Here is a 20,763-nt window from a genome sequence, read left to right on the forward strand (position 1 = left end):
AAGTTATGTGGCTCATACTCGCATTTCTCTCTGCCTGCCTGTTAGGCTTTTATGACGTTTTCAAGAAACACAGCCTGAAGGATAATGCAGTGATACCTATCCTTCTGCTCAACACTCTCTTCTCATCCCTCATATTCCTACCTTTCATCATTGGTTCATCAGAAGGCATAATCAATGAGGACTCACTCTTTTTCACCCACTCCTACGGCTGGGAAGGTCACAAGTACATACTGCTGAAATCATGTATAGTCCTGAGCAGCTGGCTACTTGCCTACTTCGGACTAAAGCATCTGCCGCTGACCATTGTCGGTCCGATAAACGCAACACGACCTGTCATGGTGCTTGTCGGTGCGACAACATTCTTCGCCGAACGCCTTAACCTGTGGCAGTGGGCAGGTGTCATCATCGCACTCGTGGGCATAGAGATGCTGAAGAAGACTTCCAAGAAGGAGGGAATAAACTGGTGGCACAACAAATGGATTTACTTTGTCATCCTCGCCAATGTCCTTGGCGCAGTCTCAGGTCTCTATGACAAGTACCTTATGGCATCCCCGGAGAACGGCGGCATAGGGCTTGACAAGATGGCGGTGCAGTCATGGTACAACATTTACCAGTTCTTCATGATGCTTGCCATGCTCATCCTCCTGTGGCTGCCTACAAGAAAGAAGACAACTCCGTTCCGCTGGTGCTGGTCCATACCGCTCATCTCCATCTTCCTCTCTGCCGCGGACTTCGCCTATTTCTATGCCCTCGGGCTTGACGGCGCGATGATCAGCATCGTCTCCATGGTGCGCAGAGGCAGTGTCATTGTAAGTTTCCTCTTCGGAGCGATGATATTCAAAGAGAAGAACCTCAAGGCGAAAGTGCTTGACCTTGCACTTGTGCTGCTGTCGATGCTTCTGCTTTATGTCGGCAGCTGCCAATAACAAAAGTCTGGAAATACATAATTTTAGGTATTGCGAGTGCATTGGGAAATTAGTACCTTTGCACCCGCAAAATCATTTTTTAACAAACCAATGCTGAAAAAAATATCATTTTACATCTTGAGTCTTATCCTTTCCGCCATGGTTCTCAGCGGATGCGAAGGTGGTTTTGACTTTGTCTATGACGAACCGCCAACGATAGAACCAGCCAAATGGCAAGTTTACATTGACGCTTCGTCATGGACGGAATGGCATTACCTCGACCTTGTCGCAGTAAGCGAGCAAACCAAGGACAATGAAAGCTATGACGCTTCAAGCGCATTTGTCACCATGGACATTCCAATGGAAGCCACCGGAGATGCAGAAACAGTGAACGGACATAGGAAACCGGGACAGTACAAATATTGGTATGACATCTTTGGCGGTGGGTTGAGCAAGAACGAGTTCCGCGAATTCATACCGACAGCAGCACAACCGGAGCCGGAATCATGGACATTCGCCATCCACCGCGACAATGTTCGCACAAACCCCGCTGCCGTAAAAGGTGTGTGGGAATCACCATTGACAGACATTTCCGATGTAAATCCCACAGTTCTGACAGATGCAAAGTTTACTGCTGACGAATGGAGCGAGAACGAGGTGTGGAGCGATGCGTCAACGATGATGTCTCTCATCGTCCCATCGCAAGGCATAAACACCAACAAAGTGCTCAGCGGATGGCTGACAATGAGCATACCACCAATACCACCTGTATTCGCCCACAACAACCATGTTTTCATCCTTTCGATGCAAGACGGCACGTTTGCAGCCTTGCAACTCGCCGACTACATAAGCCCTAAAGGCACAAAGTGCTGCCTCACAATCAACTACAAGTATCCATTATGAACAAGAAAACATATCTCGGACTAATCTTGGCGTCATACTTCATGCCGTCAATGGCACAGAATGACAGTATCTGGCGCAACATGGACCTTGATCAGGTTGTAGTGACAGGCACAAGAACTCCCAAGACTCTCAAAGACACTCCTATCCAGACACGTGTCATTTCCGCAGCAGACATCGCCAAGACAGACGCAACAAACATTGAGGAACTGCTGCAACAGGAACTGCCGGGCATAGAGTTCTCCTACGCCATGAACCAGCAAGTGAACATGAACCTGTCAGGATTCGCCGGACAGAGCGTTCTGTTCCTCATCGACGGAGAGCGCATTGCAGGCGAGACAATGGACAACATCGACTTCACACGCCTGTCGATGGCAAACGTGGAGCGCATCGAAATAGTCAAGGGAGCGGCATCAGCCTTATACGGCTCCAATGCCGCCGGCGGTGTGGTGAACATCATCACACGACGCAACAAGGCACCATGGTCTCTGCATCTTGACACAAGATTCGCCGAACATGACAGTCAGCGCCACAACATGGTCTTCGGACTGAGCAAGGGGAAGTTCTCAAACTCACTGACCGTTTCACGCACTTCGGCAGACAATTATTCCGTATTTAACAAGGACAACAACCCTCTTGCACTGACATTCTCACAGGTCTACGGTGACAACACATGGAACTTCAGGGACAATTTCGCCTTCGATGCCTGCAAGAACATAAGCATCCTTGGCCGTGCAGGCTATTTCTTCCGCTCGGTGGAAAGAACTGCCGACACACCGGAACGTTACCGCGGATACACCGCCGGAATGAAAGGACTGTGGAAAATGTCAGAAAGGGACAACCTCGAACTGTCATATTCCTTTGACCAGTATGACAAATCACAGTACAGGAGACTGCAAGGAGCGGATGTGCGCAACTACTCCAACGTGCAGAACGCCACACGCATCCTATACAACCACCGTTTCCGTGAGGGCGACATGCTGACAATCGGCGGCGATTACATGTACGATTTCCTCATGAACAGCAACCTTGACGGCAACCGCCATCAGGAGTCGTTCGACATTTTCGCACAGTACGACTGGCGCATCAGCACACAATGGGAACTTGTAGGCGCACTGCGCTATGACAATTTCTCCGACGGAGGGATGTCGCGCGCCACACCAAAGCTGTCAGCACGCTACAACCCGCTGCGCAATCTCACACTCCGCACTTCCTACGGCATGGGCTTCCGCGCACCGACATTAAAGGAGAAATACTATGACTTTGACATGGCGAGCATCTGGATTGTGCTTGGCAACAAGGACCTTAAGGCGGAAACAAGCCATAATTTCACTGTCTCTGCCGACTATGCCAAAGGGCCTTACAACTTCACCGTTGCCGGTTACTACAACAAAGTGAGCAACAAAATCACGACAGGTGTGCCATACTATACAGACGGAGATGACAGCCAGCTCTATCTCGACTATGTGAACATCGGCAAAATGGATGTCTACAACATCGAAGCCACAGCACAGGCACGATGGCATAACGGCATAAGTGCCAAACTATCCTATGTCTTCTCCCATGAAGATACCAAGACAAGCGTCAACCAGTACATGCCGACAAGACCGCATTCCCTCACCGCACGAGTGGATTGGGACAAGCAGTTCTGCAAGAATTTCGGACTGAACGTTGCACTGTCAGGGCGCGCACTGTCATCCGTTGACAACACGGAATACATCGTCATTTCCCACCCGGAGGAAGGCACTGTCAACGTACACTACCCCACCTACTCCCTTTGGAAACTGCAAATGTCGGCACGCATCATGCCTTTCGCGCAAGTCTGCGTGACCCTCGACAACCTTTTCGACTACCGTCCGGACTACTATTACTACAACGCACCGCTAACCACGGGCTTCAACGCCATGGTAGGACTGTCGCTGGACATCGACAAAATCTTCTAAATCCCAAACCACATACTGAATTTCCCTCATAAGCGGGCATGCCACATGGTAAAAAATGTCCGCTCGGGGATTCTTATGCCATAACAAAAACAAGTATTATGAACACAGAAAGAACAACCAACCACAACGTGGCAACCACGAAACGACACTACGGAAAGACTCTCGGCAGCTTCCTTGTCGTACTCCTTCTCATGCCATTGGGCCACGCATTGATGATTCTCATGGAGCATTTCCTGTCTCCGGAGACCTTGCACTACAGCGCATTCCTCATGGGATTCGCCGGACTTGTGATAACAATCTGCGGTGCTTTGCAGAAAGGTGACACACGACAAACCATTTGGGGAATAAGCGGAGCCATGCTCTTCTGGACAGGCTGGGTGGAGTTCCTGCTTGCCTACTATGCACAGCGCTACGGCACACACTGCGACCTTGTCGGCTCAGGCATAGTGCAGACAACATCCCACTACATCGACGGCGTTGCCGCAAGCCACGATTTCCTCGTCAACGGACAGCCTTTGGAGGGATTCAGCCGTGCGGAAATCAAGGAACTGCGTGGCTCACGTCCGGAATATCTCATCATGCCTGCCACCTTCGGCATGTGGATGATGTTCATGGTGCTATACCTTTTCTGTTCACGTACAGGGTGCAACTTCATGCAATGGGTGCAGAAGCACTGCGGCATAGAGGGCAACATCGAGCTCCGCCCTATGGCACATCATGCAAGCATCGTGGTCTTCATGGAATGGAACATCATGATGTGGGGGTTGTATCTCCTCCTTATGTTCTGCTACGACCCTGTGTTCCTTGGCAGTTCCCACCCTGTCACCTACGCCATAGGTGCTGTGGCGCTCACAGCCTCCATGCTCATGCTGCGCAAACAGCTGCGCATAGGCGCATGGGGCAGGAACATACGTTTCGCCCTTGCGACGGTGATAATCTTCTGGACCTTTGTGGAGATAGCCGCACGCAACGGATTCTTCAAGGAAATATGGGTAGATCCTATGGGGCATATCATGGAGATGTCCATAATACTTGCTGTGTTCTTCGCCATTATAGCCTTCTATATAGTGAAAGAGCGGAACGCCAATCGTAGCTAAAGGCAAGCATGCTATAACGTTTCCTTGACACATTTTTGACGGTAAAGAGCCGTATCACATTGCCTTTTATGGATGTGGTACGGCTCTTTGTTGTATGCGGAAAAGCTGTGTCTACACGCCATATATGCAGGTATTTATATGAGGTTTCCCTGACAAACTTTCAATATGTAACAGAAACAGCACAAACACTACCATAACGTAAGGTATCTTGGCGTTTTCGCTAAACTCAAACAATAACAGATGTTAAAACATCATTGGTTTTGCGAAAGGTAACACTTCACTTGGTAAAAGGTAAGGCTTTGCAGAACGAAAGGTTACCTTTCGCAATGTAAAAGGTTACCTTTCATTCTGTCACTTATTACCTTCGGATTTTCGTCGCAGTAAACCAATGCCATTCTATCACATGAGTTCTACGAATACCCACTATACGCAAAATGCATCGAACTCATGATACTATGGAACTTTGCCACAACTAACACTAATAATATATCGGCAAAAAAATACTGCCGCAGCATTCATGCCACGGCAGTATTTGAATAGTTTGCTTTTATCGTCCGAAACGGAACTTTACTTCTTTATGATGACTTTCTTGCCATTGACGATGTAGAGTCCGCTCTTCAGTCCGTCAAGGCTCTCACCGGCCTTGCGCACCAGAACACCCTCAACAGTGTAGACATTGCCGCTCTTGGCTGCTGCACCTGCCTCGATATTCTCGATACCGGTAGTTGCGAGAGTGAAGACATTTGATGCCTTTGACTCGCCCTGAGTGTAGACAACAGTCACGACATAAGAGTGCTCACCCTCTGCCACGTTGGTGTCTGTGTACTCAGCCTCAGCGACAGGCTCTGCGTTGAGCTTCTCGCCATCGCGGTAGACATTGTATCCCACGAGAGAGAGGTCGGCAGGAACATCAGTTGTCTCATAAGTAACGTCGTCAACCATCAGGAAGAATGCATCTGCCGCCTTTGAACGGATAGCGAAATATTTCGCTCCGGCAGGAAGCTCGGCTGTGTACTCTGTCCATTCTGCAGAAACACCCACATGTGTCTCTATTGTGGTGAAGTCAGCGATGTCCTTACCTGTTGTGGAGTAGAGAATCTCTATTGTTTCAGGATAGTCGGCAGAGTAGCTGCGAGCATAGAAAGAGATTGTCTGCGCGTTGCCGCTGAGCATTGGAGAGATAGCCCAGTCGTCAACCTGTCCGCCATCATAGCGGAACATTGAACCAAGGTACTTTGTTCCTGAATGGGAAGCGAATGTCTGGTTATAGATGGCGGCATCCGTCACATCGTGTACCCAGAATGACTGGAGGGACTGCTGTGGAATGTTAGGAATGTCCAACCCCTGGAAGCCGCCGATAGGAGACTGGTCAACATCGACGAATGTCCAATCGCCTGCTGTCGTGGAGAATGACTCATAGCTCTCGAAGTCGTCAGTAACGGTTACAGGCTGTACAGCCTCAAGGTCAGGCTCACTCCATGAGAGCTCAACATTTGCACCGTTCTGCCGGCCTGTGAGGTCGGTCACGGCAGGGTAGTTTAAAGTCTTGATAGTTGTGCTGACAGTAGCAGTTGCGTTGTTGGTGTTGTCCTCGTCGGCAGCGTAGACAACAACAGCGTTCCAAGCGAGCTTGCCGGATGTCATGATAGTTGTCTTCTCAGTGAATGCAACAGTTGCCTTGGCATCGCTTGCAACGGCAGGGCCGTCAACAGTCTTCACCTTAGCACCATTGCAGTAGAGCTCTACGGTGTAAGCACCTGCCTCAACATTGACAGCGCCTTGGTTCTCTACCTCCACATTTATGCTGATGTCCTTTCCTGCCTCAACACTTGGAGTAGCGGAAATCTTTGTTGCCACAAGGTTGTGGTCAAGACAGTTGTAAACCTTCACCTTATCAAGGAAGAGATTGCCGGCAGCAGTGTAGTTGGCTTTGAAGATAATGCGCACCCAGTCCTCGTTAGCAAACTGAACGAGAGAAACCTTTGCAGGAGCATAGCTTGTGCCGGAAGTTATTGTCTCCAGCTTTGTCTCACCCTTAGGAGTGATTGCAATGACATCGAAAGAGATAGCGCCTGTTGCCTTATGGTCGAATGTCACTACAGGGTTTGCAGTGCCGGCAAGTGCGATTTTGCCGGACTCAAGGCTTACCCAGCCGGCTGTCTTGCCGACAAGTGCGAAGCAACCTCCATCGTTGTCAGAAGCGTCTTCTTCTGCGATATACACACCACCTTCGAGAGTCCTGTTATCTGAATCGGTTGCTGTTCCCCACCAGTAAGAAAGTGAAGCGTCGGCAACAGACTCCTTGAACGGCATTGTGTAAGGAGCACCGGTAACGACAGCAGCGTAAGCGTCCTCAGACTCGCCTGTTGTGTTGGTTGTTGTCACAGCGAAATATGTAAAGCCGTGCTCACCGGAGTTTGTGTCGAATTCGATGTCCGCAGCAGTCTCTGTCAGACCTGTCTTATAAGGATTCGCATAGTCAGTGACAGGGAATGTCATGCCAAAGAAATCCATCATTTCCACAGGATAGACATTGTACTTGAAGTCGGCAGGGTTGATGACATAGCCATTAGCACCTGTTGCAGGAGCTTCCCATGCGAGTGCGACAGCACCGCTCTTGTCGGCGATAGTGATGTTCTCAATGTAGTGAGGAGTATCGTAGCCGATGTATGCCTTTAGTTCGGCAGCGTCACTGACACGTCCGTCATAAGATGTTGTCACGGAATAGGTGTAGAAGCCTGCTGCTGCAACTTCGTCATCGAAGCTGACTGCAGAGCCTGCCGCACCTGTCTTTGTAGCGATTGTCTTGCCGTCACGCTTTACCTCTGCGGTCAGTTCGCTTGTCAATGCTGTGCCTCCGATTGTTGTAGCAGGCATTGTGAATGTGACAGCAGCCTTGTTAGCACCCTGTGCGTCAGCAACAACCTTAAGGTCTGCGACAGAAGCAGGAGCAGCTGCATCATTCTCCTTTACTGAGAAGTTGTCAATCCAGAGATAGAACTGATCTGCATCGGAAATGGCATGTACTGCAAAGTAGTAGACACCGTCCTCGCTAACAGTGAATTCGCCATTGCTCAGAGTCTTGAACTCCTTTGTAGCGATGTCGGTAGAAGCGATTACAGGAATATCGAACTTTGAAGCCTTTGCTTCCTTGCCTGCCAGAACCTCGACACGCTCAGGATAACTTGGGCTATAAGAAGCAGCATCGACAGTAATCTTATAGGTCTTGCCTGCCTCAAGAGTCATGCCCGGGAACACGAGATAGTCGTCTGCATCAACAGAACCGTAACGATAGCGTGCAGCCATGCTTTCGGAGGTAGGATTCTTTTCAAACGAGAATGTGCTCTTGTCGTCATTAGCGTCGTAAATGGCAGCCTCAGCCTGCTCCTTGTCTGTGTCGAGAGTGTTAAGGTAAGGCAGAGTTGTGGTGAGGTCTGTGATTACAGGCTCTGTGAACTCCTTCTTCTCTGCTGTGAGGACTGCATCGTTGTACCACTCTGCATAATAAATGCGGTCAGAAGCAGCGTTGATAAGGATTGCATCAGAGAAAGAGATGGTCTTTGTCAAAGCGTCATAGGTAGCGATAGCATCCTTCAGTTCCTCTGTGACAGTGCCCAAACCGACGAACCAGCAGTCCAGATTCTGTATGATGCCAAGATACTGGAATTTGCCGAATGTCACTGTTGTGCCGTCAATAGTACCCTTAACCCATGCTGTTGGGAAGTTCACGGAAAGTCCCTGAACATAAACATCGTTGCCTACGAAAGCGACATTGATTTTTGAGTTCTTGACAGGGGTTGTGGAAGAAGAAGATACGGAATTGCCGTTAAGGAACCATCCTGTTACAGTAGCACCTTCAGGCAGGGTCACAAGTTCTGTTGAAGGAGGCATGTAAGTTGGGTCGTAAGTCAGCACTGTTGCTGCATCGCCATAACCGGTATGAGAATTGTCATCATCCCAAAATGCACCCATATATGGAGCGTCTGCAGTTTGGTCCCAAACTGCTGTACCTTCAAGAGTGAGTACATCACCATTGATAGTGAATGTGAAAGAATCTGCTATATCATCAGCTGCAGAAATGCTGCCTGTTGCAGAAACATTGCCCCAACGAAGGCTTGTTGTTGTTTCGTATGATGTTTCATAAGACAGAGGTTGCTTTGTAGCAACAGAGATGGTGTTGTTCACTTTCACACCCTTGACCCAAGCACCCGTGGTATAGCGTGTGATAGGGTTCTTGATGTAGACGTTGCTTCCATCCTCAACGATTTCCACGACACCGGACTGATACCCCATGGACATCTGCTGATTCTGAGCAAACCAAGCTATTCCGGTTGTTGCGCGCTGATACATCTTTGGTGCCACACCTGTGACATCAGTGATGATACCATGCTCGTCGATAGTCACAGTGACATTACCTTCCTGAGTTGTCGTCTTGTGACGGCTCTTGCTCATTGTGGCAGCCGCTGTTCTCTTGGTGTCAAGCTTCACGCCTGCCAGCACTTGTCCTTTCACGCTCTGCGTCCACGGCATAGCGAACGTGGAAGTGCGGAACTTAGAGAAAGAATTCTCATTGGCAACTGCGGCTTTCTCCGCCTTTGCTTTTTCCATTGCCTTCGCTTCCTTAGCCTCTGTGGCAAGAGACTTCATGGTGGTGTAGTCAAGGCGTTGCTCTATCTTGTTGAAGACAGCCTTGCTTTTTGCCAGAGGAGCCTGAGCGAAAGTCAACGATGCAATCATTCCAAGGATTGCAAAAGTAAACAATCTTTTCATTGTACTCGATTGTGGGGGCTATTTGTTCATACTCATGCAGCGGAAGAAGCCCCCTTTTATTCCGCCAACATGCTTATTGTTGTATCTTTATTGTCTTTGTTTTGCCTATCCTTATAAGGTATATCCCTTTTGAAGGCAGGTGTACCACTTTACTTTCGGCAGCATGTTGCGTTTTGCATATAACGCGTCCTGCTATGTCTGTAACCACAATGCTTTGCCCTTCCGCACCACTTATGACAAGGCTGTTGCCTGTCACTTTCACTGACGGAGATTCTGTTGTAACATCAGAGATAGCGGTTGACACGGCTTTTGTTCTCACCTTTATCTCATTTGAGACAAGAGAGTTAAGAGTGCCGTTTGTCGCCATGATTCTATAATAGTAGTCGGTTGACGGCTGCAGATTGTCAATAAGCAGGGAAGTGCGGTTGTTGTCCTGTACCAAGAATGTCTGCCCGTTAAGTTCTGCGCGTCCGCCCCATTCTATGTCTATGTCATCAATGGCAAGCGAACCTGTCCCACTCATGCTGTACTCGATTCTTACGGCACGCGTTCCTTCCGGCAGATTGTCTATTTTCACAGTCTTTCCTCCTGCGCCATTCTCGATTTCCTCTTCTCCGACAAGCGTCCATGCGCCTGAAACATTGCGGGCACTGACACGTATGCTGTTCTCTTCGGCTGCCTTGGAGCCACGATGCCAGAAAGAGACAGAGCGGATATCGGCACTGTATACAGGCGACTCTATATAGCTGCCGTCAGAAGCCATACGCAACGCCGGGATTGCTATGCCGGAGTAAGCTGTATTGGCGTAAGACTGTGAGGAGTTGGTTGTCCAGCCTTCCGGTTGGTCTTTCACTCCATTGTCAAACCCATTTATGTCATGGTCAAAGTTGCTCCATGTCTTTGTGTAAACGTCAAGGTGGTATTCAATGGCTTCATCCACCAGCTCCCAATTTGCTACAAAAGATGTGGAAGAAACATTCTCTGCCTCCTTTGCAACAGGACGGTAGAAGTCAAATGTCGGCTCTCCTGTCGTGACTTTCATCTCATTGGAAGCCTTGCTTTTGCCATTGCCGTTGACAACATAGACGATATAGAAATACTCTGTGAGAGGATTCAATCCTTCAACCTTCACACTTGTGGCATTGCCCACATTACGATTATAGAAACCTTCGACATAGCTGAGCATCTCACGGCCATCACTTGTCTTTGTCTTAGCATAAGCCGATATGACATAAGACTCCGCCTCGTCCGATGCGTCCCAATGGGCAACGAAAGTGCCGGCGGTGATGTCTGTAGCAGGCTGTGCCTTGACAGGCTCCGGAGGTATCAGACCACCGGAGACCTTGAACCTTATTATCCCTCCGGTCTCGGTGATTTCGGTTATAGGCTTACCCAACTTTGTGCCATTCCATGTCTTCATGGACGGATTGGTGTCATCGGTGAATGAGGTCACACCTGCCGTACCCGGGAAAGCATCGCCGGCACGTGTGCTTTCGCTTCTTATGCCGTCCGCTTCCTCTATGTCAACATACTGGTGGGAAGCGTCATTATTCACAGTATTCCTGTCCCATACCAACTTGTTATAATCCACATGCCAGACAAGCATACCATGTCCGGGGATATATTTGTCCCATCCCTGTTGCTGCCTGTTCTCGAACAAGAAGAACTCATTCTCGCTCTTTGTCTTCACGATACATGCGTCATTGTATGATATGTCGCGCAAAGTGACCGTCTCAGGCTGCTCAAGCACTTTAGGCTCAATCCAGCCTAAAGCGTAGCGTTCATAGACAGAGTATAACGGTGGCGTGCATCCGTCATTGTTATACGGACCATAGTCAAGTGCCGACCATGCGCCGGGAGTGAATGCCGATGTATAGCTTGTGGCATACAAATCCGGCAATCCCATGACATGAGAGAACTCATGAATGAAAGTGCCCACTCCGTCAGGGCGTGACCCCTGCCACTCATTAGTACAAGCATAACGGTCAAGGCGGACACCGTCAAACACGTAAGGCGTGGAAGTTGCAGCAGTTATGTTCCAAGCGTGAGGCCACACTGTATTGGCACTTCCGCCGCTTGCCTCACCGCGTCCGGCATAAAACACGAACACATTGTCGATGAACCCGTCGCCATCGCGGTCATACTCGGAAAAGTCTACAGAACTGTCAAGCAGCTGGCATGCCTCTATTGCCATTTTCTCAGGATTGGAATCATTGCCTGCGTAGTCATTGCCACCATAGTAGCTCATGTTCTTGGACAAGGTCACAGGTCCGTAAACATCAAATTCGGGTTCAAACTTGCCCATTGACGATTTGCGGAAATACTCTGCCGCGCATCCTGTCCCACCATAATCAGAGAAGCCATCCTCGTTGAGCATGCGGCTGAAATAGCCATAAGGGTCACTCAGATTGAACTTCACATCCTGATATTCCACAAGCACCACAAGACCTTTCTGCTTTCCCATGGACGGGAATCCAACATCAAAAAGTCCCACATTGCGTTGCGGCGCGCGTGCCGCCCTTACCTTCTCACTGTTTTTCGCAAGTGCCTTCATGACATTCGCCATATCCACTTTTGAAAGGAAAGCGCGAGCTTCCGCGGAACGTTCTGCCTTTGGACGCGCCTGTATGTCTGAACGCACGATGTTCTGTTGAGCATCGGCGTCAGCATAGAAATAGGTGTCACCGGTATTCACAAGCAAGTAACCGTCCTCACTGAGATAATAGTGTGAATGTTCATCACCCATAATACGCACCTGTATCTCTGTCCCATCCGCCTGGCGCACGGTAACAAGTCCCGGCTTTGCAGGAACAGCAACAAGTTCTATGGAGAACGAGAAAACAACTGATAGTAGTAATGCAATTCTTATTAGTCTCATTTGTATTTTTTGTTATCAGATATTGAACAAGCGATTATATTTTAATACAAATATCATCACTTTTGTAACATTTATTCATTAAAACACCCACAAAGGTAAACAATTTTCACAAAAACGCAAGCCATTACATACAACTAAATTCAAACAAACAGTACATAAAACGCATATTTCAGCCATTAGTTGACATGTATCAATTGCATGTCTTTTACAAATCGTTACAAATTTAAGAAATATAGCTTCATAATAACAGCATACACAGGTATTCCATACTCATCTATGCAATGTATGTGGCCAAATAAATAAACAAATGTGTAATTCTAACAATCTTTAATAGAATACGACGAAAGCGCGGCACAGCTTAAAACTGTGTCGCGCCTTCTTCATATTCTGACATGAGGAGATGCTCTCCGTCAAACACTGCATAAGTGAACTGCGTTATCCAATCACCAAGGATAAGCATACGCTTGTCGGCTGAAAGCATAAGGTCAAGCTCTATATGGCGGTGACCATAGATGCAATAGTCGACATCAGGATGAGTGGCAAGGTATTCTTTGGAATACAGCACAAGGTGCTCCCTGTCCTCGCCGAGATACTCCGGTTCTCCGGAACTGTTGTAGCGTACTCCCACATTCCCATTGAACCGTGTGCCTTCAGCACCTTGGACTGCCATCCCACCGGATTCTGCCACCTGACACTCGCGCTTCATGCGCGAATGCTTTGCCCATGAAAGTCCGAACCACATGGAGATGCGCGGATGCAGCAATGAGAACAGACGCTGGCACAACTTGTTATGAAACACACCGCGGATGAGCTTGAATTCCTTGTCCGGGTCGCCCAAACCGTCGCCGTGGGCAAGGTAGAACACCTTATTATATATCTCCAGTGTTGCCGGCTCACGGTGGATGATGACTCCGCATTCCTCTTCAAGATAACCATACATCCAAATGTCATGGTTGCCGGTGAAGTAATGCACCTCCACACCCATGTCCGTCAGTTCGGAAATCTTGCCAAGGAAACGTGTGTAGCCCTTTGGCACTGCATACTTCCATTCGTACCAGAAGTCGAACATGTCCCCAAGGAGATAGACCGCCTTTGCCTGACTCTTTATCAAGTCAAGGAACCTGACAAGCCTGCGCTCCTGCATCCTTGCATGTGGAATCCCCCAACTGCCGAGGTGCGCATCAGAAATAAAATACACCTTTTTCATAATCCCATCTGCATTAAAGTATATTGCCACCGTTGGCAAACTGTCGCCAAAAAGGCATAGTAACTTGCAGGGACGGAATCCCTGCTATAGAATTCATCACTCAAAACCCAGTTCCACCCTTGCCTCTTCCGTCATCATGGACTTGTCCCACTCCGGCTCAAAGACCATGTTGATTGTGGCGGAAGTCACTCCGGCAACAGCCTCAACCTTTGTCCTGACATCCTCAAGGATAAAGTCCGCAGCAGGGCATGAAGGGGCGGTGAACGTCATGTCGATGTCCAGGCTGCCGTCCTCAGCAAGGTCAATCTTGTAAATCAGCCCGAGGTCGTAGATGTTTACAGGTATCTCCGGGTCATAAACAGTCTGAAGCACCTCAACGATGCGTTCCTCTATCTGTATCTTTTCTTCTTGTGTCATAGTTTTCCGTGTTCCTGATAACTGTAGTAGTTACCATCAGTGATTATTAAATGGTCGGCAAGATGAAGGCGCATCAGCCTCAGAGCATCCCCAACCTGCCTTGTTATGTTGTCGTCATTATGTGAAGGGCGGGCGTTGTTCGACGGATGATTATGCGCCAATACGACAACCGTCGCATTGCTCATAATGGCATGGCGCACAATAAGGCGCACATCGACAGCCGTCTCCGTCAGACCGCCCTGTGAGAGACGTATGGCATCGCCGATAAGCTTGAAGTTGTGGTTCAACAGCAATATCCATGCCTCCTCCGTGGGAAGGTCCTGCATCTTTGGGTGAAGATACTCGTAGATGGACTTAGCACTGGAGAGGTCAAGCCTTTCCGCAGCACCCTCCTGCTGACGGCGCTTGCCAAGTTCACAGGCGGCAAGGATGGTTATGGCCTTCGCCTCACCGATTCCTTTGTAGCGTTTCAGGTCTTCAACAGTCATGCGCCCGAGGGCTTTCAGCGAGTTTCCGCAACCGTGAAGCACCTTTTGCATAAGCTCCACAGCATTCTCGTCCGCCGAGCCGGAGCCTATAAGTATGGCGAGAAGCTCTGCGGAAGACAGCGCACCGGCACCGAGCCGTCCAAGTTTTTCCCTTGGGCGGTCCTCCTCACTCCATTGGTTTATCTTCAGTTTGTCAGGCCCGAAGACCTCCGAGACTTTCCATTCTGCCATACAATCCGTTTGTTTTCCACATGACAGCGTCTGTGGTTATTTATAGAATGTCTTGTCAAACGCGTGGAACTCATCCTTTCCGAGCACACACCGCTGCCACCATGCGTAAAGGAATCCGCAACCGTAGCCCATCAGTTGGACAAAGGCAGCGGCGATGCTTCTTACTCCCACTCCAACAGACTTGTACCGCACACCGGCATCTACGGCAATAAGGAGCGAATAAAGCAGCAGCGGAATGAGCGGAGCGGCACACAGCCAATACCAGCGGTGCAGAGGGTCAGGTCCCGGACCATAGACCATCAGCATCCTGCCCGTGAACGATATGCAGAGCAACATGACCACACCGACGGTGAACACCATAGGGAGCATGTGGACGAGCTTCATCGTTCCGGGATGACGCTTTTCAAGGTTTATGCGCGCGATACCACTATTATATACCTGTCGCCAGAACTTCCTGTAGTCCGTGCGGCGCTTGTGCCACACCCATGCCGTGGGGAAAAGGCGCGTCTTATAGCCCGCCTCGACTATGCGGTAGGAGAAATCTATGTCCTCACCGAAGCGCATTTTTGAGAAACCGCCTAACTTTTGGTACACTTCACGGCGTATGCCCATGTTGAAAGAACGTGGGAAGAACTTGTCGAGCTTGGTCTTTCCACCGCGTATTCCGCCTGTAGTGAAGAATGAGGTCATGGAATAGGATATGGCTTTCTGCGTCGGAGTGAACGATTCATGGGCAGCGTCAGGCCCGCCGAAAGCGTCACATGACGGAGACTGCCGCACAGAGGAAGCACCACAAGCACCACCATATAGTTCGTTGTCCACCGCCTCCATATATCCGTCAGGCAGCACAACGTCGGAGTCAAGTATCAAAAGAAAAGCTCCGGAAGCCCTGTCAGCGCCGTAGTTGCGGCTCTGACCCGGTCCGGAGTTCTTTTTGCTGTAGTAATGAATGTCCAGTCTGCCGGCATACTTGCGGCACACATCCTCACAGGGGACAGCAGAACCGTCCTCAACGATGATGACCTCAAAGTCCTTCATGCTCTGTCGGGCAAGGCTCGCAAGGAGTTCCTCCACCTCGTCAGGGCGGTTATAGACCGGAACTATTACCGAATATTTCATATCACAGGTGTGTTCTAAAAATTATGTTTTCAATACCTCCACCTATTGTCGTGAAGGCTCTGTCAGGGACAAATTTTTAGAACTCCGCCTTATTCCTTCACGCGCTGTACGTAGCTGCCGTCGCGTGTGTCGACAACGATAAGCTCGCCTTCGTTGATGAAGAGAGGCACACGAACCTCGACACCTGTCTCGAGAGTGGCAGGCTTTGTTGCGTTTGTGGCAGTGTCGCCCTTGATTCCCGGCTCTGAGTGTGTGATGCGGAGAGTTGTCTTGGCAGGCATTTCTGCGTAGAGGACGTTACCGTCTGTTGTGTCGTAGACAACCTCCACGATGTCGTTCTCCTTCATGTAGTCAACGCCGATCACGAGATCCTTAGCGATAGGAGCCTGGTCGTAAGTCTCCTGATTCATGAAGATGTAGTCCTCACCGTCAACATAGAGGAACTGGAACGGACGGCGCTCGATGCGCACATCCTCGAGTCGCTCGCCGATGTTGAAGCGGCGCTCCAGCACACGGCCGTCGCTGACGTTCTTCAGCTTCACGTTCATGATAGTGTTTCCCTTACCCGGCTTGCGGTGCATAAAGTCGATGCAAACCCAAATGCCTCCATCCATACGGATGGTAGTGCCTTTCTTGATGTCTTGTGACTGAACCATTTTTTATTTTTTTGATTATTATGTTTGTAAATTATTCCAAGTTCCATGCACCCAGCCGCCCTTCAACCGCCGCAAAAGGAACACACAGACGGTGAGACCGACGGCAGTGGCATAACGGCGCAACACAGGCGCTTTTCACTTATTTCCGTTTGCAAAGGTACTACTTTTTTCTTAAAAATCGCTTATTTTTCAATGAAAATTCAATTATTTCTTGCTTATTTCAAAATAATTACGTACTTTTGCAACCCGAATTGTGAATTATAGACAATAAAGCAAAATAACAACAAAATTACAATAAAATGAAAAGAACATTCCAGCCACACAATCGCCGCCGCGTGAACAAGCACGGTTTCCGCGAGCGCATGAAGACTAAGAACGGTCGCCGAGTACTCGCTTCCCGCCGCGCACATGGCCGCAAGAAGCTCACTGTCTCTGACGAGCACCACGGAAAATAATCGTCGCAAACAACGGCGTTTCCATAACCATAAGGGCAACGGGGCTTACGCTTCAGTGCCGGAATGGTCACTGCAGGGACACTCACAAGACACATTCTTGTCTGAAAAGGCAGCAGAGGTACAAACTTCTGTTGCCTTTTTTTGTTGTTCCCGAACCATAGAAAAACGACAGCCGACATAGCGCGTCACCATGCAAAAAGTCTCCGGAGTTTTCTTATGCTCTATTTATCATAATAGCGAAAAGCAACCATAACAATACCAAAATGAAGCATTTCAGGAGCCATTTATTACAGTTTTGCAGACAAAAGCACAGCATTCTGCCAACCAAAGGTCACTCTTCGCAACGCAAGAGATAACCTTTCACACCACAAAAGGTTACGCTTTACATGATCAAAGGTAACCTTTAGGGCATAGTTCAACCTATCGCCACAATCCATCCTACACCTAACAAGTTGAATATCTTTATATTATAACTTTGAAAAATTTTCACGTTTTTTGCTCATTCATCACATAAAAACAATTTCAAGGCAACTTTTCACGCATAAAAACAGGCTGAGTTTTCTTATTGTTCCGCCGATTCATCATCATTGCAGCCAACGAAAACACATGCAAAAGTCACAATTCTGTGTCTCTCTGCATGACTATGGCAAGACTATTGCAGATACATCCCATCACAAACGAACACAAAACCACGCTTGGGAAGTACAGACCTCAAAGTCCACAGAATACCACAACAAAAATATCGTTCCACTAAAAAAAGTCCCACTTAATACCTTATTTAAAAATATTTTTTGTAATTTTGCTCCTGATTTATTTCTCAACAAACAATCACGCAATGACCACAAAGACCTTTTTCCATAAACTCGGAAGCAAGTACATCTGGCTCAACATTGTACTGATGGCAATAGTCGCCATTGCATTCGTTGTCGCCTTAAGCATCGGAACGGACATATACACCCACCATGGAGAAGCCATCAAAGTGCCGAACCTTGAAGGCAAAAAGTTCGAAGACGCAAAGAAACTGATGACGGATGCAGGACTTCTCGTCATGGTCTCTGACACCGGTTACAACCGCATGCTACCGCCAGACTGCATACTACAACAGACACCGGAGGCTGGCGAACTCGTCAAAAGCAAGAGATGCATCTTCGTCACTGTCAACGCATCACAAAAACCGACACTGGTAATACCGGACCTCGTCGACAACAGTTCGTTGCGAGAGGCCACCGCGAAGCTGAAGACTCTCGGATTCAAGGTCGGTGCGCCACAATATGTCACCGGAGAGAAAGACTGGGTCTATGGCATTGTGGCAAGAGGCAAGAACCTTTCCGCCGGCGACAGTGTCCCCCTGGATGTCATGGTGTCACTGCAAGTCGGCAACGGACAGATTAACGATGAGGAGGAGCTCCTTGTCACAGACCATGAACCGGAAGAGACTATGGAGGAAGAGGTCATCATGACGGAGGAAGACCCGTTTGAAGAGATTGTGGAATGATTATCCCTGGACAAAAAGAAACAATGATGATACAATACGAAACACCGGAAGACGACGAACTGTTGGACGTACCGGCAGAAACCACTGCTGACGAAAACGGGCTGTATGAGCATTTCCGTATAGTGGCAGATGCCGGACAGGAACCTCTGCGCATTGACAAATTCCTGTCGGAACACATGCAACACTCGTCACGCAACAGAATACAGCAGGCTGCGGATGCCGGCTACATACATGCCAATGGGAAACCTGTAAAATCGAACTACAAGGTGCGCCCGGGCGATGTGCTGACACTTATGCTTACCCGTCCGCCACACGACACAAGCATTGTGGCGGAGGACATACCGCTGAACATTGTCTATGAGGATGACCAACTGATGGTTGTCAACAAGGAAGCAGGCATGGTTGTCCACCCCGGAGCCGGCAATTTCACTGGCACATTGGTGAATGCCATGGCATGGCACATGAAGGATGTGCCGGAATATGACCCCAATTCGCCTGAGGTTGGGCTTGTCCACCGCATCGACAAGGACACCAGCGGACTGCTCCTTATCGCAAAGACTCCTGAGGCAAAGCAGAACCTTGGCAAGCAGTTCTTCAACAAGACAACCCACCGCTCTTACCATGCGCTTGTCTGGGGACACATGAAAGAGGACGAGGGGACTATCGAAGGCAACATCACACGTGACCCGAAGGACCGTCTGCGCATGACCGTGACAGCACCGGACTCAGGCATCGGCAAGCCGGCAGTGACCCATTGGAGGGTCATCGAACGCTACGGCTACACGACTCTTGTGGAATGCATACTTGAAACGGGACGCACTCACCAGATTCGTGCCCACATGAAGCACATCGGACATCCGCTGTTTGCGGACGAAAGATATGGAGGCATGGAAATCCTTCGTGGGGAACGGTCGGCATCCTACAAGGCTTTCATCAAGAACTGCTTCAAGCTCTGTCCGCGACAAGCCTTGCACGCAAAGACGCTCGGCTTCGTCCACCCTGTGACCAACCAACAGATGGACTTCACATCCGACCTGCCTGCAGACCTTGGGGCTGTCATCAGGAAATGGCAGGGCTTCATTGCAGGGACAACACGCGACACCTTAAAGGAGACCGGTGGCAGCGGAGAATAAACAAAATCAGCACACAGGAACATAAGAAAAGAACAAGAAAAAGAATATGAAACGTACTATTGCTATTGTTTGTGGCGGTGACTCAAGTGAGCACGGCGTATCAATGCGCTCCGGACAGGGAATCTATTCCTTCTTCGACAAGGAGCGTTATAATGTCTATATCGTAGAATTCAAAGGGACCGACTGGAAAGTCCACCTTGACAATGGTGGCACTGCAAAGATTGACAAGAATGATTTTTCATTCATGGAAGACGGCACCAAGCGCCGGTTTGATTATGTCTACATCACCATTCACGGAGCACCGGGAGAGAACGGTTACCTGCAGGGCTACTTCGAACTGTTGCATATCCCTTATTCAACAAGCAGCGTGCTTGTCGAGGCACTTACCTTTGACAAGTTCACACTCAACAACTACCTGCGCGGATTCGGTGTCTCCGTAGCCGATAGCATCCTTGTACGCCACGGCGATGAGCACAAACTTGACGAGAAAGAGATAGTGGAAAAACTCGGTCTGCCACTGTTTGTCAAACCTGCTGCCGACGGTTCCAGCTTCGGAATCAGCAAGGTGAAGGACGCTGACCACCTTGCCCCGGCTCTCCGAAAGGCTTTCCTCGAAAGCAACGAGGTGATGATTGAGGGGTATCTCGAAGGCACGGAAATCAGCCAGGGCTGCTACAAGACCCGCGAAAAGAGCGTGGTGCTCCCTGCAACAGAGGTCGTTACAAACAATGAATTCTTTGACTATGACGCGAAATACAACGGCATGGTCGAGGAAATCACTCCTGCCCGACTTGCACCGGAGACAGCAGAGCGTGTGGCAAAGATAACCTCTGCCATCTATGACATACTCCACTGCAACGGCATAATACGCATTGACTACATCATTTCAAAGAACGCTGACGGCTCTGACAAAATCAATATGCTTGAAATCAACACCACTCCGGGAATGACCGAGACATCGTTCATCCCGCAGCAGGTGCGTGCCGCCGGCATGGAAATGAAGGATGTACTCTCCGAAATCGTAGAGAACCAATTCTAAAATAAGACAAACAGCAGGCATGGCATCTTC

15 protein-coding genes are annotated in these 20,763 nt (G+C 49.2%); 8 read left to right on the forward strand and 7 right to left on the reverse strand.

Annotation, left to right across the window (positions count from 1 at the left end):
• Positions 1 to 5 precede the first annotated feature (5 nt).
• From HPS57_RS12800 to HPS57_RS12815, 4 genes are all read left to right on the forward strand, one after another.
• Positions 6 to 926, forward strand: coding sequence for a DMT family transporter (locus HPS57_RS12800; RefSeq protein WP_172183728.1), 921 nt, complete (start codon positions 6 to 8; stop codon positions 924 to 926).
• A 117-nt stretch (positions 927 to 1,043) separates the two neighbouring features.
• Positions 1,044 to 1,808, forward strand: coding sequence for an HmuY family protein (locus tag HPS57_RS12805; RefSeq protein ID WP_253946564.1), 765 nt, complete (start codon positions 1,044 to 1,046; stop codon positions 1,806 to 1,808).
• Complete coding sequence (locus tag HPS57_RS12810; RefSeq protein WP_172183732.1) at positions 1,805 to 3,748, forward strand: TonB-dependent receptor plug domain-containing protein; 1,944 nt, start codon at positions 1,805 to 1,807, stop codon at positions 3,746 to 3,748. Before HPS57_RS12805 ends, HPS57_RS12810 begins: the two co-directional genes overlap by 4 nt.
• 98 nt (positions 3,749 to 3,846) lie before the next feature.
• Positions 3,847 to 4,845 carry a hypothetical protein gene (locus HPS57_RS12815; RefSeq protein ID WP_172183734.1) on the forward strand — a complete coding sequence of 333 codons (999 nt, stop codon included), beginning with the start codon at positions 3,847 to 3,849 and terminating at the stop codon, positions 4,843 to 4,845.
• A gap of 567 nt (positions 4,846 to 5,412) precedes the next feature.
• Here HPS57_RS12815 and HPS57_RS12820 read toward each other — a convergent pair.
• From HPS57_RS12820 to efp, 7 genes are all read right to left on the reverse strand, one after another.
• On the reverse strand, positions 5,413 to 9,615 hold the full coding sequence (locus HPS57_RS12820; protein WP_172183736.1) for a CARDB domain-containing protein: 4,203 nt from the start codon (positions 9,613 to 9,615) through the stop codon (positions 5,413 to 5,415).
• Between the two features lie 73 nt (positions 9,616 to 9,688).
• A complete protein-coding gene (locus tag HPS57_RS12825) occupies positions 9,689 to 12,493 on the reverse strand; it encodes a M6 family metalloprotease domain-containing protein (RefSeq protein WP_172183738.1) in 2,805 nt (934 codons plus the stop codon).
• A gap of 358 nt (positions 12,494 to 12,851) precedes the next feature.
• Positions 12,852 to 13,700 carry a UDP-2,3-diacylglucosamine diphosphatase gene (locus HPS57_RS12830; protein WP_172183740.1) on the reverse strand — a complete coding sequence of 283 codons (849 nt, stop codon included), beginning with the start codon at positions 13,698 to 13,700 and terminating at the stop codon, positions 12,852 to 12,854.
• A 96-nt stretch (positions 13,701 to 13,796) separates the two neighbouring features.
• Positions 13,797 to 14,117 carry a metal-sulfur cluster assembly factor gene (locus tag HPS57_RS12835; RefSeq protein WP_172183742.1) on the reverse strand — a complete coding sequence of 107 codons (321 nt, stop codon included), beginning with the start codon at positions 14,115 to 14,117 and terminating at the stop codon, positions 13,797 to 13,799.
• On the reverse strand, positions 14,114 to 14,836 hold the full coding sequence (gene radC, locus HPS57_RS12840; protein ID WP_172183744.1) for a RadC family protein: 723 nt from the start codon (positions 14,834 to 14,836) through the stop codon (positions 14,114 to 14,116). The genes HPS57_RS12835 and radC overlap by 4 nt, the downstream gene beginning before the upstream one ends.
• 36 nt (positions 14,837 to 14,872) lie before the next feature.
• Positions 14,873 to 15,955: a glycosyltransferase gene (locus tag HPS57_RS12845; protein ID WP_172183746.1), complete on the reverse strand. Its 1,083-nt coding sequence runs from the start codon at positions 15,953 to 15,955 to the stop codon at positions 14,873 to 14,875.
• A gap of 89 nt (positions 15,956 to 16,044) precedes the next feature.
• Positions 16,045 to 16,611, reverse strand: a complete 567-nt coding sequence (gene efp / locus HPS57_RS12850; protein ID WP_135940435.1) for an elongation factor P — start codon at positions 16,609 to 16,611, stop codon at positions 16,045 to 16,047.
• A 299-nt stretch (positions 16,612 to 16,910) separates the two neighbouring features.
• On the opposite strand from efp, the gene rpmH reads away from it, so the two are divergent.
• The 4 genes from rpmH to HPS57_RS12870 all read left to right on the forward strand — a co-directional run bounded on the left by rpmH (position 16,911) and on the right by HPS57_RS12870 (position 20,733).
• The gene (gene rpmH / locus HPS57_RS12855) at positions 16,911 to 17,066 is read left to right on the forward strand and encodes a 50S ribosomal protein L34 (RefSeq protein WP_135940436.1); all 156 of its coding nucleotides are present in this window, start codon (positions 16,911 to 16,913) and stop codon (positions 17,064 to 17,066) included.
• A gap of 835 nt (positions 17,067 to 17,901) precedes the next feature.
• A complete protein-coding gene (locus HPS57_RS12860; RefSeq protein WP_172183748.1) occupies positions 17,902 to 18,561 on the forward strand; it encodes a PASTA domain-containing protein in 660 nt (219 codons plus the stop codon).
• Between the two features lie 23 nt (positions 18,562 to 18,584).
• Positions 18,585 to 19,694, forward strand: a complete 1,110-nt coding sequence (locus HPS57_RS12865; protein WP_172183750.1) for an RluA family pseudouridine synthase — start codon at positions 18,585 to 18,587, stop codon at positions 19,692 to 19,694.
• A gap of 46 nt (positions 19,695 to 19,740) precedes the next feature.
• Positions 19,741 to 20,733 carry a D-alanine--D-alanine ligase gene (locus HPS57_RS12870; RefSeq protein WP_172183752.1) on the forward strand — a complete coding sequence of 331 codons (993 nt, stop codon included), beginning with the start codon at positions 19,741 to 19,743 and terminating at the stop codon, positions 20,731 to 20,733.
• Positions 20,734 to 20,763: the final 30 nt, after the last annotated feature.

Source organism: Palleniella intestinalis (assembly GCF_013166595.1).
Classification (GTDB): Bacteria; Bacteroidota; Bacteroidia; order Bacteroidales; family Bacteroidaceae; genus Prevotella; species Prevotella intestinalis.

Bases quoted from the DNA above. Each gene is read 5' to 3' on its own strand.
- HPS57_RS12820 (WP_172183736.1), bottom strand. From the start codon at position 9,615: ATGAAAAGATTGTTTACTTTTGCAATCCTTGGAATGATTGCATCGTTG.
- HPS57_RS12835 (WP_172183742.1), bottom strand. From the start codon at position 14,117: ATGACACAAGAAGAAAAGATACAGATAGAGGAACGCATCGTTGAGGTG.
- HPS57_RS12845 (WP_172183746.1), bottom strand. From the start codon at position 15,955: ATGAAATATTCGGTAATAGTTCCGGTCTATAACCGCCCTGACGAGGTG.
- HPS57_RS12815 (WP_172183734.1), top strand. From the start codon at position 3,847: ATGAACACAGAAAGAACAACCAACCACAACGTGGCAACCACGAAACGA.
- radC (WP_172183744.1), bottom strand. From the start codon at position 14,836: ATGGCAGAATGGAAAGTCTCGGAGGTCTTCGGGCCTGACAAACTGAAG.
- rpmH (WP_135940436.1), top strand. From the start codon at position 16,911: ATGAAAAGAACATTCCAGCCACACAATCGCCGCCGCGTGAACAAGCAC.
- HPS57_RS12825 (WP_172183738.1), bottom strand. From the start codon at position 12,493: ATGAGACTAATAAGAATTGCATTACTACTATCAGTTGTTTTCTCGTTC.
- HPS57_RS12800 (WP_172183728.1), top strand. From the start codon at position 6: ATGTGGCTCATACTCGCATTTCTCTCTGCCTGCCTGTTAGGCTTTTAT.
- HPS57_RS12810 (WP_172183732.1), top strand. From the start codon at position 1,805: ATGAACAAGAAAACATATCTCGGACTAATCTTGGCGTCATACTTCATG.
- HPS57_RS12860 (WP_172183748.1), top strand. From the start codon at position 17,902: ATGACCACAAAGACCTTTTTCCATAAACTCGGAAGCAAGTACATCTGG.
- HPS57_RS12870 (WP_172183752.1), top strand. From the start codon at position 19,741: ATGAAACGTACTATTGCTATTGTTTGTGGCGGTGACTCAAGTGAGCAC.
- HPS57_RS12830 (WP_172183740.1), bottom strand. From the start codon at position 13,700: ATGAAAAAGGTGTATTTTATTTCTGATGCGCACCTCGGCAGTTGGGGG.
- efp (WP_135940435.1), bottom strand. From the start codon at position 16,611: ATGGTTCAGTCACAAGACATCAAGAAAGGCACTACCATCCGTATGGAT.
- HPS57_RS12865 (WP_172183750.1), top strand. From the start codon at position 18,585: ATGATGATACAATACGAAACACCGGAAGACGACGAACTGTTGGACGTA.